Origin of the sequence: Amycolatopsis acidicola, from assembly GCF_007713735.2 — a bacterium.
GTDB lineage: Bacteria > Actinomycetota > Actinomycetes > Mycobacteriales > Pseudonocardiaceae > Amycolatopsis_E > Amycolatopsis_E acidicola.
Map to the genome: position 1 here is coordinate 60,356 of NZ_VMNW02000015.1, position 15,545 is coordinate 75,900.

Annotated in this window: 18 protein-coding genes; 8 read left to right on the top strand and 10 right to left on the bottom strand. The window is 70.3% G+C overall.

What is annotated here, in order from left to right:
• Positions 1-31: 31 nt before the first annotated feature.
• Positions 32-247, top strand: coding sequence for a PspC domain-containing protein (locus FPZ12_RS13255; RefSeq protein ID WP_144746921.1), 216 nt, complete (start codon positions 32-34; stop codon positions 245-247).
• Between the two features lie 66 nt (positions 248-313).
• On the opposite strand, the gene groL is transcribed toward FPZ12_RS13255, so the two are convergent.
• From groL to FPZ12_RS13275, 4 genes are all read right to left on the bottom strand, one after another.
• Positions 314-1,945: a chaperonin GroEL gene (gene groL / locus FPZ12_RS13260; RefSeq protein ID WP_144746919.1), complete on the bottom strand. Its 1,632-nt coding sequence runs from the start codon at positions 1,943-1,945 to the stop codon at positions 314-316.
• Positions 1,946-2,178: 233 nt separating this feature from the next.
• Positions 2,179-3,618 (bottom strand): serine/threonine-protein kinase, encoded by a 1,440-nt coding sequence (locus FPZ12_RS13265; protein WP_243769823.1) that lies wholly within the window; start codon positions 3,616-3,618, stop codon positions 2,179-2,181.
• Between the two features lie 23 nt (positions 3,619-3,641).
• Positions 3,642-3,848, bottom strand: coding sequence for a cold-shock protein (locus FPZ12_RS13270; RefSeq protein WP_144746917.1), 207 nt, complete (start codon positions 3,846-3,848; stop codon positions 3,642-3,644).
• Positions 3,849-3,947: 99 nt separating this feature from the next.
• Entirely contained in the window at positions 3,948-4,562 is a 615-nt protein-coding gene (locus tag FPZ12_RS13275) for an AIM24 family protein (protein ID WP_144746915.1), read from the bottom strand.
• A 71-nt stretch (positions 4,563-4,633) separates the two neighbouring features.
• On the opposite strand from FPZ12_RS13275, the gene moeA reads away from it, so the two are divergent.
• Complete coding sequence (gene moeA, locus FPZ12_RS13280; RefSeq protein WP_144746913.1) at positions 4,634-5,839, top strand: molybdopterin molybdotransferase MoeA; 1,206 nt, start codon at positions 4,634-4,636, stop codon at positions 5,837-5,839.
• Positions 5,840-5,866: 27 nt separating this feature from the next.
• On the top strand, positions 5,867-6,139 hold the full coding sequence (locus FPZ12_RS13285; protein WP_144746912.1) for a GlsB/YeaQ/YmgE family stress response membrane protein: 273 nt from the start codon (positions 5,867-5,869) through the stop codon (positions 6,137-6,139).
• Positions 6,140-6,210: 71 nt separating this feature from the next.
• On the opposite strand, the gene FPZ12_RS13290 is transcribed toward FPZ12_RS13285, so the two are convergent.
• On the bottom strand, positions 6,211-6,396 hold the full coding sequence (locus FPZ12_RS13290) for a hypothetical protein (protein ID WP_144746911.1): 186 nt from the start codon (positions 6,394-6,396) through the stop codon (positions 6,211-6,213).
• Between the two features lie 258 nt (positions 6,397-6,654).
• On the opposite strand from FPZ12_RS13290, the gene FPZ12_RS13295 reads away from it, so the two are divergent.
• Together FPZ12_RS13295 and pssA are read left to right on the top strand one after the other, a co-directional pair.
• A complete protein-coding gene (locus FPZ12_RS13295; protein WP_144746910.1) occupies positions 6,655-7,374 on the top strand; it encodes a phosphatidylserine decarboxylase in 720 nt (239 codons plus the stop codon).
• Between the two features lie 2 nt (positions 7,375-7,376).
• A complete protein-coding gene (pssA, locus tag FPZ12_RS13300; RefSeq protein ID WP_144746909.1) occupies positions 7,377-8,351 on the top strand; it encodes a CDP-diacylglycerol--serine O-phosphatidyltransferase in 975 nt (324 codons plus the stop codon).
• Positions 8,352-8,453: 102 nt separating this feature from the next.
• Here the strand turns inward: pssA and FPZ12_RS13305 are convergent, their stop codons facing one another.
• Complete coding sequence (locus FPZ12_RS13305; protein WP_144746908.1) at positions 8,454-9,092, bottom strand: TetR/AcrR family transcriptional regulator C-terminal domain-containing protein; 639 nt, start codon at positions 9,090-9,092, stop codon at positions 8,454-8,456.
• A 51-nt stretch (positions 9,093-9,143) separates the two neighbouring features.
• Here FPZ12_RS13305 and FPZ12_RS13310 point away from each other — a divergent pair, with 51 nt between their 5' ends.
• A complete protein-coding gene (locus tag FPZ12_RS13310; protein ID WP_144746907.1) occupies positions 9,144-9,758 on the top strand; it encodes a nitroreductase family protein in 615 nt (204 codons plus the stop codon).
• Here the strand turns inward: FPZ12_RS13310 and FPZ12_RS13315 are convergent.
• The gene (locus FPZ12_RS13315) at positions 9,751-10,677 is read right to left on the bottom strand and encodes a zinc-binding dehydrogenase (protein WP_144746906.1); all 927 of its coding nucleotides are present in this window, start codon (positions 10,675-10,677) and stop codon (positions 9,751-9,753) included. The genes FPZ12_RS13310 and FPZ12_RS13315 overlap by 8 nt on opposite strands.
• Before the next feature lie 91 nt (positions 10,678-10,768).
• Here FPZ12_RS13315 and FPZ12_RS13320 point away from each other — a divergent pair, with 91 nt between their 5' ends.
• Both FPZ12_RS13320 and FPZ12_RS13325 read left to right on the top strand, forming a co-directional pair.
• Positions 10,769-11,359 (top strand): TetR/AcrR family transcriptional regulator, encoded by a 591-nt coding sequence (locus FPZ12_RS13320; RefSeq protein WP_144746905.1) that lies wholly within the window; start codon positions 10,769-10,771, stop codon positions 11,357-11,359.
• Positions 11,360-11,363: 4 nt separating this feature from the next.
• Positions 11,364-13,571 (top strand): AAA family ATPase, encoded by a 2,208-nt coding sequence (locus tag FPZ12_RS13325; RefSeq protein ID WP_144746904.1) that lies wholly within the window; start codon positions 11,364-11,366, stop codon positions 13,569-13,571.
• Here the strand turns inward: FPZ12_RS13325 and FPZ12_RS13330 are convergent.
• Genes FPZ12_RS13330 through FPZ12_RS13340 form a run of 3 tightly spaced genes read right to left on the bottom strand, consistent with a single transcriptional unit; the run spans position 13,553 to position 15,453 of the window.
• Positions 13,553-14,506, bottom strand: a complete 954-nt coding sequence (locus FPZ12_RS13330) for a squalene cyclase (protein ID WP_144746903.1) — start codon at positions 14,504-14,506, stop codon at positions 13,553-13,555. The genes FPZ12_RS13325 and FPZ12_RS13330 overlap by 19 nt on opposite strands.
• Complete coding sequence (locus FPZ12_RS13335) at positions 14,507-15,151, bottom strand: LytR C-terminal domain-containing protein (RefSeq protein WP_144746902.1); 645 nt, start codon at positions 15,149-15,151, stop codon at positions 14,507-14,509.
• The gene (locus FPZ12_RS13340) at positions 15,148-15,453 is read right to left on the bottom strand and encodes a DUF3263 domain-containing protein (RefSeq protein WP_144746901.1); all 306 of its coding nucleotides are present in this window, start codon (positions 15,451-15,453) and stop codon (positions 15,148-15,150) included. The genes FPZ12_RS13335 and FPZ12_RS13340 overlap by 4 nt, the downstream gene beginning before the upstream one ends.
• Positions 15,454-15,545 lie beyond the last annotated feature (92 nt).

The window sequence follows — 15,545 nt, forward strand, 5'->3', positions numbered from 1 at the left end:
GCCAAGGGGTTTCGCGGCCGAACATGGAGTCATGACAAACACCGCGAACACCGTCAAGAAGCTCCACCGCAGCACGAGCGACCGGATGGTCGCCGGGGTGTGCGGTGGCTGGGCCGACTACCTCGGCGTCGACCCGTCCCTGCTGCGGATCGGCCTGGTCGCCGCCACCGTGCTCGGCGCGGGCGCCCCGATCCTGATCTATGCCGCCGCCTGGGTGCTGACCCCGGAGGCCGGCGGCGACGATTGACCCGTGGACAGCGAAAGGCCCGGGCGGGAAACCCCGCCCGGGCCTTCGTGCTCAGTCGGCTAGGACTTAGAAGTCCATGCCGCCCATGCCACCGGTCGGGTCACCGGCCGGAGCGGCGGCAGCCTTCTCCGGCTTGTCGGCGACGACGGCCTCGGTGGTCAGGAAGAGCGCCGCGATGGAGGCGGCGTTCTGCAGCGCGGACCGGGTGACCTTCGTCGGGTCCGGCACGCCGGCGGCGAGCAGGTCCTCGTAGGCACCGGTGGCGGCGTTCAGGCCGTGGCCCTGGGGCAGGCCCTTGACCTTCTCCACCACGACGCCGCCTTCGAGGCCGGCGTTCACCGCGATCTGCTTCAGCGGAGCCTCGACCGCCACCTTGACGATGTTGGCACCGGTCGCCTCGTCACCCGAGAGCTTCAGGCCCGCGAACGCGATCTCGGCAGCCTGCAGCAGAGCCACGCCACCACCGGCGACGATGCCCTCCTCGACGGCGGCCTTGGCGTTGCGCACCGCGTCCTCGATGCGGTGCTTGCGCTCCTTCAGCTCGACCTCGGTGGCCGCGCCGGCCTTGATGACGGCAACGCCGCCGGCCAGCTTGGCGAGCCGCTCCTGCAGCTTCTCGCGGTCGTAGTCGGAGTCCGAGTTCTCGATCTCCGCACGGATCTGGTTGACCCGGCCCTGGATCTGGTCCGCGTCGCCGGCACCTTCGACGATGGTCGTCTCGTCCTTGGTGATGACGGCCTTGCGGGCGCGGCCCAGCAGGGTGATGTCGGCGTTCTCCAGCTTGAGGCCCACGTCCTCGCTGATCACCTGGCCACCGGTCAGGATCGCGATGTCCTGCAGGATGGCCTTGCGGCGGTCACCGAAGCCGGGCGCCTTGACGGCGACGGACTTGAAGGTGCCGCGGATCTTGTTGACGACCAGCGTGGCGAGCGCCTCGCCCTCGACGTCCTCGGCGATGATCAGCAGCGGCTTGCCCGACTGCATGACCTTCTCCAGGACGGGGAGCATGTCCTTGACGTTCGAGATCTTCGAGCCGAACAGGAGGACGTACGGGTCCTCCAGGACGGCTTCCTGACGCTCGGCGTCGGTGACGAAGTAGCCCGAGATGTAGCCCTTGTCGAAGCGCATACCCTCGGTGAGCTCGAGCTCGAGGCCGAAGGTGTTCGACTCCTCGACGGTGACGACGCCTTCCTTGCCGACCTTGTCGAGCGCCTCGGCGATCAGCTCGCCGATGGTGCGGTCAGCGGCCGAGATCGAGGCCGTGGCAGCGATCTGCTCCTTGGTCTCGACCTCCTTGGCGGCCTTGTGCAGCTGCTCGACGACGGCTTCGACAGCCGTCTCGATGCCGCGCTTGAGGCTGATGGGGTCGGCGCCGGCGGCGACGTTGCGGAGACCCTCGCGCACGAGCGCCTGGGCCAGCACGGTGGCGGTGGTGGTGCCGTCACCCGCGACGTCGTCGGTCTTCTTGGCGACCTCCTTGACGAGCTCCGCCCCGATCTTCTCCCACGGGTCCTCGAGCTCGATCTCCTTGGCGATCGAGACACCATCGTTGGTGATGGTCGGCGCGCCCCACTTCTTTTCGAGCACGACGTTGCGGCCACGAGGGCCAAGCGTCACCTTGACGGCTTCGGCGAGGGTGTTGAGGCCACGCTCGAGACCGCGGCGGGCGTCCTCGTCGAACGCGATCAGTTTGGCCATTGCGGTGTTGTCCTCCGGTATTGGGCGCTGCGTAGCCATTACTTGCCTGCAGCAGGACACGTCCTCGGCCAGGCTCGGTGCCCGCGACGGACGACCTCGCTCGGTATCCCGAGTCCGGCCTCACCGTCCCGACCTTCAGGCAGACGATCGGCGACCGCCTGCCTGGCACTCGACGGTGCCGAGTGCCAATCCCGTGTTTAGCACTCTCCGGGGGAGAGTGCAAGAACCACAGGTCAGGAGGAGGGCTTGATCGAGATGGTGGGCGGCGGCGGGTTGTTCGAAGACGGGCCGGCGGTCTGGCTGCCGGAAGGGCCGACCGGGATCACGGGCGCGGTGGTGGTGGGTTCGGTGCCGCCGCCCTTGCCGATCAGGAAGATGGCCGCGACGATCCCGCCCGCCACGACGATGGCCGCGACGACGATCCACAGCCAGAGGAGGCTGCTCTTCTTTTGCGGCTGCTGCTGTTGATGTTGCTGATGCGGCGGATACCCCGGCGGCCCGTACCCGGGCGCCCCGTAACCAGGGGCGCCGTACTGCTGCGGCGCGCCGTAACCCTGCGGCGGCCCGTACGGCTGGGCCTGCTGGTACGGCTGGCCGTAAGGCTGCTGCGGCTGGCCGTACTGGGGCGGCTGCTGTCCCCAGCCTTGCGGTTGCTGCTGCGGCGGCGCCTGCTGATGGGGCTGCCCCTGTAGCGGCTGACCAGGTTGGCCGGGTTGGCCTTGCTGCGGCGGCTGACCAGGCTGGCCACCCGGCTGCTGTCCGAACGGCTGCATCTGGGCTGCCTCCCGTGTTCCGGCCTGCGGTGTTCCCTGCGGCGTGTCGGGCGTCGCCGTCTGGCCCAGCGCCTTGCGCGCGGCGGAGATCAGCTCCACACAGTTGTCGTAGCGGTCGGCCGGGTTCTTGGCCATCCCCTTGCGGATCACTTCGTCGATCGACGGCGGCAGCCCACCCTGCCGCGAGACCGGCGCCGGTTCGCCCGCGAGGTGTCCTTTGATCACCGTCGGCACGTCGCCCTGGTACGGCGGCCCGCCGGTGAGGCAGGCATAGAGGACGCAAGCCAGCGCGTACTGGTCCGTGCGGCCGTCGAGCGGTTCGCCGCGCAGATGCTCCGGCGCGGCGTACGTCGGCGAGCCGAGGAAGTCCCCGCCCCTGGTGCGGTGCCCGGTGGCGCCACGGCGGGTCAGCCCGAAGTCGGCGACGTAGACGTGCTCGCGCGCCGACTCCCGGCTGGTGACCAGCACGTTGGCCGGTTTGACGTCCAGGTGCACCAGGCCGCGGTTGTGCAGGCTGTCCAGCGCGTCCGCGACCTGGTCGAGCAGGCGGAGTGTGCGGTCCGGGGAAATCGGACCGGCGGAGATCAGGCTGGCCAGGTCCGCGCCGTCGACCAAGCGCATGGCGATGTAGTGCATGCCGTCGATCTCGCCGAAGTCGTACAGGGGCACGACATTGGCGTGGTCGATGGCCGAGGTGTTGCGTGCCTCGTCGACGAAGCGTTCGCGGAACTCGGCATCGGCACCGAGGTGCTCACCGATGACCTTCAAGGCCACCTTGCGCCCGAGCCGGACGTCGGTGGCCTTGTACATGACACTCATGCCGCCTTTGCCGAGCACCCCGTCGATGCGGTAGTTGCCCAGCCGGCGACCGGTGAGGTCCCCCGACACATCGCCTGTCACACAGCGCAGCCTAGCCGCAGCTCTCAGGCGAGCTTTCGGACGTCCGCCGCCTGGCTTCGCCCGTCGCGGCCGGCCTGTATCTCGAACTCCACCTTGTCACCTTCGTCCAAGGTGCGGAATCCATCAGACTGAATGGCCGAATAATGCACGAATACATCCGGGCCGTCGGGTGACGCGATGAACCCATAGCCCTTTTCGGAATTGAACCACTTGACCGTGCCGACTGCCACGGCGTCCTCCTTGCGGCGAAAGAACACTGGGAGACCGGGGGAACCGGGATCCCGAGATGCGATCACGCTACCGGAATAACAGCCCTGGGCAATGGTCAATCAGCGAGATTTACGCGCTTGCACCAAAACGGTCCCCGGGCCGGCGAAGTCGAGCGCCAGTCCCTCGCCCGTCCGGATCGATTGCGGGCCCGAGGGATCGACCGCGCGGAGCCGGGTCTGCACGGTGTCCGGGTACGCCAGCAGGAAGCCGGGCCGGATCGTGATGAGCTCCCCCGATTCGATCTTGAACGCGTCCACCGGGCCGGCGCAGGCGAGCACGAGCGGGCCGGTTCCGCTGTAGTGCTCGAGGAAACCGTTGTCCCCGCCGAACAACGCCTGCAGCGGCTGCCACGCGTGGTCGACGCGGACCGTGGACGGCCGGGCGAGGAAGGCCTGTTTCGCCACGTTCCAACCGGTACGGCCGTCGAGTTCGAGCGGGTACACGTCGCCCGCCCCCTCCGGCGCCAGGTCCACCCAGCCGCCCTCGGCGGGCGCGGTGAACACCGAGGGCGCGCCCTTGCCGTGCCCGCGCATCCCGCCCTTGGACTGCGTCACCTCGGTGACGCCGAAGCTGCTGGCGATCATCGTGTCGCCCACGGCCTGAACCGCCTCGCCTGCCGCGAGACTGACCCGCGCGACGCCGAACGCGGGCGTGTGCCGCGTGTGGACCTGCACTCCGCCTCCCCCTGAACCGATCAAACGGGGAGAGTGTTGCACGAGCATCCGGGCGGGGGAGGATGGTGCACGTGATTTCCGTCGACGACTACCGCGCCACCGTGATCGAGCTGCTCGGCAGGCGGGACCCGGTGCGCAGGCCGCTGAGCGCGTGTGCGGGCCTGGTGCTGGCCGAGGACGTACTGGCCGGTGTCGCACTGCCGCCCTTCGACAACTCCGCGATGGACGGCTACGCCGTGCGCGCGGCCGATGTCGCGGGCGCGAGCGCGGACGCTCCGGTCGAACTCCCCGTCACCGCGGACATTCCGGCAGGCCGCACCGAAGTGCCCGAGCTGACGCCGGGCACCGCGCACCGGATCATGACCGGCGCCCCGATGCCGCCCGGCGCCGACGCCATCGTGATGGTCGAGCACACCGACGGCGGCACGGAAAAGGTGCGGATCAGCCAGGAGTCCGCGGCGGGCACGCATGTCCGGCACGCCGGCGAAGACGTCGGCAAGGGCACTGTCGCGTTGAAGGCGGGCACGGTGCTCGGCCCGGCGCAGCTCGGGCTCGCGTCGGCTGTCGGGCTGGCCGAGCTGACGGTGTGGGCGCCGTTGCGGGTGCTGGTCGTGTCGACCGGTTCGGAACTCGTGGTGCCGCCCGAGGAACTGCGGTTCGGGCAGATCTACGAGTCGAACAGCATCATGCTCGAAGCCGGGATCACGGCGCTGGGCTGCGAGGTCGAGATCGTGCGCAGCGTGGTCGACGACGTCGACGAGTTCCGCCTTGCCATTGAGCCGAAACTAGCCGCGGCCGACCTCGTGGTCACCTCCGGCGGAGTCAGTGCCGGCGCGTACGAAGTGGTCAAGGACGCGCTCACCGGCGCTGGCGTCACGTTCACGAAGGTCGCGATGCAGCCGGGCGGCCCGCAGGGCAACGGCCGCTGGCACGACGTGCCGGTGGTGACGCTGCCGGGCAACCCGGTGAGCGTGCTCGTCTCGTTCGAGGTGTTCTTGCGCCCGGCGATCCTGTCCGCGCTCGGGCACACGGCGGTGGACAGGCACCGCGTGCGGGCCCGGCTGACCGAGAGCCTGAAGTCGCCCTCCGGGCGGCGCCAGTTCCGGCGCGGGTACTACTGGCACAAGGAAGGCGAGGTGACCGGCATGGTCGGCCCGCGCGGCGGCCCCGGCTCGCACCTGCTCGCGGCCTTCACGCAGGCGAACTGCCTGATCGTGTTGCCGGAAGACGTGGCGGAGGCGCCCGAAGGCAGCGAGGTCGACGTACTCCTCTTCTGATTCTTCGCGCGCCATTAGGCTGTGCCGATGGGTTTCTTCTCGTGGATCGTCTTCGGCGCGCTGGCGGGCTGGGCGGCGAACCTGGTCATCGGGGGCCGCGACCGGCGTCGCCAGGGCTGCCTGGTCAGCGTGCTCGTCGGGGTGGTCGGCGCCGCGCTCGGCGGGCTGATCTACCGGCTGGCCACCGGCCACGAGAAGGACTTCGGCTTCGACTTCCCGAGCTTCGGCGTCGCCGTGCTGGGCGCGGTGGTGCTGCTCGGCATTCTCCGGCTCGCGCTGGGGCTCGTCCGGCGCGAGTGACGGTTTGTAACAACTTGCGTACGAGAGGTCACAGGAAGCTGCACCTTGGTTAAACTCTCCCGACCGGGTGCTCAGTCACCCAGCCGGATCGGCGCCTCGTCGGGGGAGGCGTTGCTCCGGTACTGTCCGGCGCGGACGATCGCGACCGCGGTGGCGAGATCCACCACTTCGGGGAACGGCACGCTGCCGATGTCCCTCCGCCAGGCTTCGAGCATCCGGCCAAGACGCTCGTCGAGCGCGAAGTCCGGGGTGGCCATGACGGTTCCTCTCTGCTGTTACTACTTTCTGCATCGCCGTCGGCAACCGTGCGTTAGCACTACCTCCCCACCCGGGTTCACCCGAACGGGGGTATCTCTGCCGGTCGAACGCGAGGTGGGAAAGCCGCCTGCGGGGACGCAGCACCGGGCCGCTGGAGACCTGGCGGTAGCGTGGATACCCGGATCGGTGGAATGCCAAGCTCGTCCCCGCTTGGTCGATACCAACCGGTTACCTTTGAGCCAACCCATGGGAAGCAGATGAGCCCCAACCTGCCCGAGCAGGCGAGCAATCCGGTTGCCCACGCCTTGCAGCTGGCCCGCGAAACACTCCCCCCGATGCACCCGGCCGGCAGGCCGTTCGTGGTCGGCGGCCTGGCGGCGACGCTGCTGCTGAGGCGGCTGTCCAAGCCGCTGGGCACGGCCGCCGGACTGGCGACGCTGGCCACCGCTGCCTTCTTCCGCGAGCCGAAGCGCGTGCCGCCGGAGCGCTCCGGTCTCGCGCTCGCGGCCGCCGACGGGCTCGTCTCGCTGATCGAGGAGGCCACCCCGCCGCCGGAGCTGGGCCTGCCCGACGAGCCGCGGCTGCGGGTCAGCATCTTCCTGTCGATCTTCGACGTGCACGTCCAGCGCGCGCCGGCGAGCGGGCTGGTCGAGCGGATCGCCTACCGGCCAGGCAAGTTCCTGTCCGCGGACCTGGACAAGGCCAGCGCCGACAACGAGCGCAACTCGATGCTGCTGCGCACGGTCGAGGGCCACGAGCTGGTGGTGGTCCAGATCGCGGGACTCGTGGCGCGGCGCATCTTGTGCCAGGCGGCCGAGGGCGACAAGATCGCGGCCGGTCAGACCTACGGCCTGATCCGCTTCGGCTCCCGCGTGGACCTGTATCTCCCTCCGGGCAGCCGGGTACTGGTCAGCAAGGGCCAGCGCACGATCGGCGGCGAAACCCCGCTCGCCGAGCTCCCCCAGGGGAAGGTCTAGTCATGGTCCGCGTGGTGACCCCGGGCGTCCGGCTGCTGCCGAACGCGATCACGGTGCTGGCGCTGTGCGCCGGCCTCTCGTCGGTCCAGTTCACCTTGAGCCACAACTACGTGCTCGCCATCGGGGCGATCGGCGTGGCCGCCGTGCTGGACAGCCTGGATGGCCGGATCGCGCGGCTGCTCGATGCCACCTCGAAGATGGGCGCGGAACTGGACTCGCTGTCCGACGCGATCTCCTTCGGCGTCGCGCCCGCGCTGGTGCTCTACATCTGGCACACGGACACCCAGGGCATCGGCTGGATCTGCACGCTGGTGTTCGCGGTGTGCATGGTGCTGCGGCTGGCCCGGTTCAACACCCTCCTCGAGGTCGACAAACCGCCGTACGCCAACGAATTCTTCGTCGGCGTGCCCGCGCCCGCCGGCGGGCTGCTGGCGCTGCTGCCGCTGATCCTGACCCTCGAATGGGGCGATGGCTGGTGGTCGGCGAAACCGGTGGTGTGGGTGTGGACGATCGGCATCTCGATGCTGCTGATCAGCCGGATCCCGACGCTTTCGCTGAAGACGGTCAGGGCACCGGCGAAGGCGATCGCCCCGCTGCTGGTGGGCGTCGGCCTGCTCGCGGCGGCGATCATCCAGTACCCGCTGGTCGCGCTGGCCGCGGCGCTGCTGATCTACCTCGTGCACATCCCGTACGCCGTGCGCCGGTACCACTGGCTGGCCAACCACCCGGAGGCGTGGAACGTGCCGCTGCGGGAGCGCCGCGCCATCCGCCGTTCGCGGAGCACGCGCAGGCTGCGGCTGCGCCGCCCGAAGCTGCCGAAGGTCGCGGGCGCGAGCGGGCTCAACATGCGCCTGCCGCGTCCCGGCACGAACAGCCACGTGGTCCGCGGCGTGCGTACTTTCCCGCCGGACAGCCAGGATCGCAACCGCCGCCGGAGCTGGCGGCGGATCGGCCTTCGCCAGCGGGGCGACCGCTAGGAAGTGTTTTAGAAGCGGCGGAGCCGCTTGCCGTGGGCCGTCAGCTCGCACCCCTCAGGTTCCCCTACCTGCACCGCCACGCAAACCACTCGAAAACAGTCTCTAGGAGCAGCGTCCGCTGTTGGCGAGGCCGTTCAAGAACAGTTCCAGCTGGAACTCGAAATCCTGCACGCAGTCCACCTCGACGAGCGCGGGCAGCACTCGGTGCAGGTGCGGTACTTCCCGCTCGCTTGCGTTGCGGCGGAACCATTCCACGGGCGGCGCCGCGGTTTCGCCCGCCGACGCCGACGTGCCCACCAGCACCGCGCCGAACACCATGCCCAGCAGCGACCGGTAGCCGCGGGCGGCGTGCTGCTCGCTGAGCCCGGCGTCGAGCAACGCGCCCAGCATCGCGTCGATCAGCCGCAAACCGCCGCGTGACAACGGTTTCACCTCGTCCGCGGCGAGCGCCTGCGCCACCACGGGATGGGCGTTGAACGCATCGAACGTGGCGTGCGCCAGCTCCCGCAGACGCTCCTGCCACGGCCGCGCCTCGTCGGGCAGCTGGATGCTCTCGAACACCCGCGCCGCGACGCCGTCGAGCAGATCGCGCTTGTTCTTCACGTGGTTGTAGAGCGACATCGCCTCCACCCCGAGCTCGGTGGCGAGCTTGCGCATGGACAGCCCGGCCAGTCCGTTCCGGTCGGCGAGGCGCAGCGCGGCGTCGAGCACCTTTTCCCGGGATAGCGTTTCTCGAGGCATCGACTTACAGTGTAAGTACTTACAGCGTAAGCATGCGAGAGGAAGTCGCTCATGGACGTCGAAACCGCCCTCACGACCACGCGTTCCGTGCGCCGGAAACTGGACCTCGACCGCCCGGTGGAACGGGAGGTGATCCTCGACTGCCTGCGCGTCGCCATGCAGGCCCCCATGGCCGGCAGTCAGCTCGGCACCCTGCGCTGGGTGGTCGTCACCGATCCCGCGCTCAAGGCGAAGATCGCCGAGCCCACCCGGGAGGTCGGCCACGCCATGCACGCCAGGTACGGGCACCGGGCCGAGCCGCGAGCACTGGCGTCGTCCACCCACCTGCTGGACGTTTTCGACCGCGTGCCCGCCCTGGTTTTCCCCTGCCTGCAAGGGAAACCGGAGGGCAAGCACGTGATGCTGACCAGTTTCTACGGTTCGGCGTACCCCGCGATCTGGAGTTTCCAGCTGGCGCTGCGCAGCCGCGGCCTCGGCAGCACGATCTGCGGCTACCACCTCTACGGCCACGAGCGAGAGGTCGCCGGCCTGCTCGGGATCCCGGAGGACTACACGCAGATCGCCGTGCTGCCGGTGGCCTACACGACGCAGCGGGACTTCCGCCCCGCCGCGCGGCAACCGGTCGAGGAGGCGACCTACTTCGAGCGATGGGGGAAGGTCAGCTGACCTCCAGCACCGCCTTGCCGTGCAGTCGCCGGCCGAGCAGCGCCGAAGTCGCCTCCTCGTGCTTCGACCAGTCGCCCCGCCAGCTGATCTGCGGGTCGACCCTGCCCGCGGCAACCTCGCCCGCGAGCCACGACAGCTCGGCCGAGATGTCCTGAGCCGGATCCGCGAGCAGGTAGAAGGTCTCGATCGAACGCTGGTGACGGCCCGCGTCCGCACGGAAGGCACCGAGCTCGAACACCGCCTCCGAATGCGCGGCGTGCCCGATGCTGACGAGCTTGCCGCCCGGTGCCAGCGCGCGGAAACCGTCGACGAGCTGGGTGCCGCCGACGTTGTCCAAGATGCCGAACACGGGCTTCTCGAGTTCGGCCGGACTGCCGACGACCTCGTCGGCGCCCAGCTCACGCAGGCCCTCCTGCTGCCCGCTCGACGCCACCACCTCGGCACCGGCACGGGCGGCGAGCTGCACCGCGAACCGGCCGACCCCACCGGAGGCGCCGGTGATCAGCACCCGCCTGCCGAGCAGCAAACCCAAGCGGCGCAAGGCGAACAGCGCTGTCAGACCCGCGACCGGGATCGCGCTGATCGCACCGGCGTCCGCGTCCTCGGGCACCTCGCCGAGCAGATGCGTCGGCACCGCCCGGAGTTGCGCCCAGGCTCCGGCGCCGTTGAGCGTGACCACCGGCGTTCCGGCGGCGGGCCCGGAACCGTCCGCCGCCGCGCGTTCCACGACTCCGGCCGCGTCCCAGCCCAGCAGCGTCCCGTCGGGCACGGCCGGATCGGTGCTCGCGCGGGTTTCGCCCGCGTTGAGCGAAATCGCCCGCACCCGGACCAGTGCCTCGTTCGGCGCGGGCTCCGGTTCGGGCACCTCGGCGAAGGCCAGGTGCGATTCGGTGGTGTGGTCCACGACCAGCGCGCGCATGCTCTCCTCCATCAAATGCCGTCGATGACCGGTCGACCATGTGCCACTCAGTGGCGTTTGCCATCCTGACGCACAAGCTACACTCATCCGGATGACCGTGGCCGATCCACTTCCCCTGCGCGAGCGCAAGAAGCTGCGCACGCGCCAGGCGCTCGCGGAGACGGCCGTGGCGATGTTCACCGGGCGCGGCTTCGACGCGACCACGCTCGACGCGCTGGTCGAGGCCGTGGAGGTCTCCAAGCGCACGTTCTTCCGCAACTTCCGGTCCAAAGAGGACGTAGCGCTGACCGCGATCAAGCAGTTCTGGGGCACGGTCCTGGAAGTCCTCGAGGAACGGCAGGCCACCGGGCCGCTGCTGGAGTCGCTGCGGGACGTGCTCCTGGAAGCGCTGGGCCGGATGGACGACTACTGGTTCCGCCAATTCCGGCCGACGCTCTCGCTCGTCGAGTCCTCCCCGGCGCTGCAGGGCCACACGTTGCGCTACTGCTCGGAAATCCAGCGTGACGTGGTGCGCCGGCTCGGCCGCGGGGAAACGCTGGAGCTGCGGCTCCTCGTCGAACTGGTCGTCGCCGTCTGGCGGGCCGCGGTGGCCGAATGGCCGCCGACCGGAAGCCGTGCCGAGTTGGCCGAGCACATCGAGAGCGCGTTCGCCGCCATTCCGCGGAGTCTGTCTCTAAGGTGACAGGGTGAGCTCACCCCAGATCGCCCTCACCCTCCGGCACACCCCGTCGGCGTTGGACAGCAGGCGCGGAATCGTGCGGCTGCACCCCGAAGTGCTCGACGCGCTGGGCCTGCGCGCCTGGGACGCGGTGCACCTCACCGGCGCGAGGGTGAGCGCCGCCCTCGCCGCCCCGGCGGACGGCGCGAACGCCCCTGGCGTCGTACTCGCCGACGACGTGACGATGTCGAACCTCGGCGTCACCGAAGGCGCGGAGGTCGTGGTCGCGCCCGCTTCGGTCTCCGGGGCGCGCACGGTGACGGTCTCCGGTTCCCGCCTGGCGAGCAGCTCGGTGTCGCCCCACACGCTGCGGCTCGCCTTGGTGGGCAAGGTACTCACGGTCGGTGACGCGGTTTCCTTGCTGCCACAGGATCTCGCGCCGACACCGGGTTCGGACGCTGCCTCCGTGCGCGGCACGCTGTCCCGCGCGATCGGCTCCACCTGGACCACCGAGCTGCTGACGGTCACCTCCACCGAACCGGCAGGCGCGGTCGCCGTCGGTCAGTCCACTGTGGTCAGTTGGCGGGACGGCGCGGCACCCGCACCGCAGGAAACCCCGGCCGCGGCGCCTGCGCCGGTCATGGTGACTCCGGCCGAAGAAGAGGAGGACGAGCCGATTCCGGTGACCGACCTCGTCGGCGCGCAGACGCAGGCGAGGGCGCTGGCCGAATGGTTCGATCTCGCCTTCCAGCGGCCCGAATTGCTGGCCCGGCTGGGCACGACGGCCCGGCTCGGGGTGCTGTTGTCCGGCCCCGAAGGCGTCGGCAAGTCCACGCTCGTGCGTTCGGTCGCGGCGGCCGAGGACATCCGTGTGCTCACGCTCGCCGCGCCGAACATCGCCGTGCTGGAACCGAACGCGGCCGCGAACGCCCTGCGCGAGCGGCTGGCCAAAGCGGCCGAGGGCACGCCGACGGTGCTGGTGATCACCGACATCGACGCGCTGCTCCCGGCCACGCAGCCGCCGCCGGTCGCCACGATCGTGCTCGAAGAACTGCGCGCCGCGCTCGGGCAACCGGGGTTCGCGGTGGTCGCCACCACCGCGCATCCGGAGGCTTGCGACCCGCGCCTGCGCGGGGTGGAGCTGCTCGACCGCGAGCTGTCGATCCCGTTGCCGGACGACAAGATCCGCACGGAACTGCTGCGGATGCTGTTGCGCGACGTGCCCGTCGAGTCCGGTGTGGACTGTGGCGCGCTGGCCGCCCGCACGCCCGGTTTCGTCGCCGCCGACCTGATCGCGCTCCGCCGGGACGCCGCCCTGCGCGCCGCGTTGCGCCAGCGCGAGTCCGAGGAACCGCGCATCTCACAGCAGGATCTGGTGGACGCGCTGGAAACCGTGCGCCCGATTTCGATGTCCACTTCGGACACCCTGGCCACCGGCGGGCTGGGGCTCGACGACGTCGGCGATATGACCGAGGTGAAGCAGGCGCTCACCGAGGCGGTGCTGTGGCCGCTGCGCTACCCGGATTCGTTCGCCCGCCTCGGGGTCGCGCCGCCGCGCGGGGTGTTGCTCTACGGCCCGCCGGGCGGCGGGAAGACGTTCCTGGTGCGGGCGTTGGCGGGCACCGGCGCGCTGAACGTGTTCGCGGTCAAGGGCGCCGAGCTGCTGGACAAATGGGTCGGCGAATCCGAACGCGCGGTGCGTGAACTGTTCCGCCGCGCGGCCGAAGCCGCGCCCTCACTGGTGTTCCTGGACGAGATCGACGCGCTCGCGCCGCGCCGTGGCCAGTCCTCGGACTCGGGCGTCGCCGATCGCGTGGTGGCCGCGCTGCTGACCGAACTGGACGGTGTGGAGCCGATGCGCGACGTCGTCGTGCTCGGTTCCACCAACCGGCCGGAGCTGGTCGACCCCGCGTTGCTGCGCCCGGGCAGGCTCGAGCGCCTCGTCTACGTGCCGCCGCCGGACGCCGAAGCGCGAGCGGACATCCTGCGTGCCACAGCGAAAAACACTCCACTCGCGTCCGATGTGGACCTGGACGAGTACGCCTCCACTTTGGACGGATACTCGGCGGCGGACTGCGCCGCGCTGATCCGAGAGGCCGCACTGACGGCGATGCGCGAGTCATTGGACGCCACCGAAGTCACCGCCGCGCACCTGGCGAAAGCGCGCGAAACCGTGCGCCCTTCACTCGACCCGGCGCAGCTCGCGGCGCTGGAGGCCTACGCCAAGGGGCGCTGATCCCACCAGCCGAGCACCCGGAGCCCGGACAGCGTCAGCCACTTCGACGGCTCTCCCTCCGGGACGTCGACGTCGAACCACACCCGGCCCGGCAGCGGGCGGCCCTGGAGCCAGGTGCCGTCCGGCTGCCTGGCTGCGCGGATGAGCTCGATGGCCTCGGCCAGCCGCGGATCCGGCGGCACGCCGTCGAACTTCGCGGCCTCGCGGAAGTACTCGGCCGCGTTGAGCACGCTGTAGAACCAGCGGCACGGGTAGACGAAGCGGGTTACCCACGGCCCCACCGGTTCCCCGGTCGAAAGGCGGCGGATGAGCCCGCGTCGCAACAGGTACTCCTCGCCCGACCGACGGGCGGCTCGGGTCTCGTCCGTGCCGCCGGTGGCGATGTCGTAGGCCAGGAGGCCCTTCAGGGTGTTGAGCGTCGAGTGGAACGACGAGCGCGTCGAACCCTCGACCCATTCGCAGTTCCAGCCGCCGTCCGGCTGCCGGTGCCCGACGAGCCAGTCCACGATCCCGCTGACATCCGCACCGAGCCACAGTCCATTCGCGACAGTCCAGGCGTTGATGCAGCAGTCGACCTCGCCGTCCCAGTACGGCAGGTTTTCGTACTCCCAGCGGCAGTTCGCCGCGAGCAGTTCCGCCGTGCCGCGCAGCACCGCCGGGTCGAGGCCCCACTCGCGCAAGGAGTTCAGCGTCCAGGTTGTCGCCGTCCACGGCTGCCCGGACTCCTCCATCTCGGCGAACTCGAAGTCCGCGGGGAAGAAGGCGCCGCCTGCCCACTGGCCGTCCGGCTCCTGGAGCGCGAGCAGCCGCGCGCCGAACCCCTCCGTCGCGACCCTGGCGCGGGTGGCCTCCCAGACCTCCGGCGGCTCGCCTGCCAGGTCCCGCTCCACCTGCCAGCGGAGCGCGGGATCGGAGTCACGCAGCCAGGCGAGCACCTAGGAACCCTTGGACTGCAGGCCCCGGTAGTCGTTGGTGACGATCACGATGACGCCGGCGCTCGAGTTCTGGATGCCCTCGAACCGTGGCTCGACCTTCATGCCGAAGTCCGCGGCCAGTGCCCTCGCCGCCGTCTCCTCGTCGGTGCCCGGCGTGTAGTAGGCCGTGGTGGTCGGGATGACGCCGTACGGGTAGTTGGCCGTCTCGGCGACGTTCCAGCCGTCGGCGCGGAAGTCGTCCGACGCGCGCGCGGCGAGGCCCTTGACGGTGCTGTTGTTGTAGACCCGCACCGGCACCCACTTGGCCGCGGCCTGGTCGGCCGGGACGCCGCCGTCCGGGCCCGTCGTCGGCGCGCCGCCCTGCTGCGGGCCGGGCGAGGCGGGCGGGGGCGCGCCCGTTGTGGACGGTGCGCCGCTGGCGGGCGTTGTCGTGGTGGGGCTCGGCGCGGACGGGCTCTCCGTCGGGCTGCCGCCGCCGGGCGTGCCCGAGGACGCCGAGGAGGACGGCGAAGGCGCCGCCGTCTGCTCGGACCCGCCACCACTGACCGCCGTCACCACGCCGATGACACCGGCGATCACAGCAATCCCGATCAATGCGACCCCGGCCAGCCGCATCGGCCGGGACAGACTCTGCAGGAAGTTCATCGCGCCTCGATCCCCAGCCGCCGGGCGACCCGCTTGCGTTGCCGCGCGGTGCGGAGCTTGCGCAGGCGCTTGACGAGCATCGGGTCGGCCGCCAGCGCCTCCGGCTTCTCCAGCAGCTGGTTCAGCAACTGGTAGTACCGCGTCGGGGAGAGTTCGAACTGCTCGCGGATCGCCTGTTCCTTCGCGCCGGCGTAGCGCCACCACTGGCGCTCGAACGCCAGGATGGCGAGCTCGCGTTCGGACAGGCCGGAGGCCTCTGGCGGGGATGGCTGCCCGTCAGCCATCGACTCCGCGGCGTCCATGTGACTCCTCAACTTCGGCGAAACACACGGTTGTCATTCCGCGGCGCCATTGAACCACGATGGCCACGGGTGGGGGTGGGATCACGGCCCGG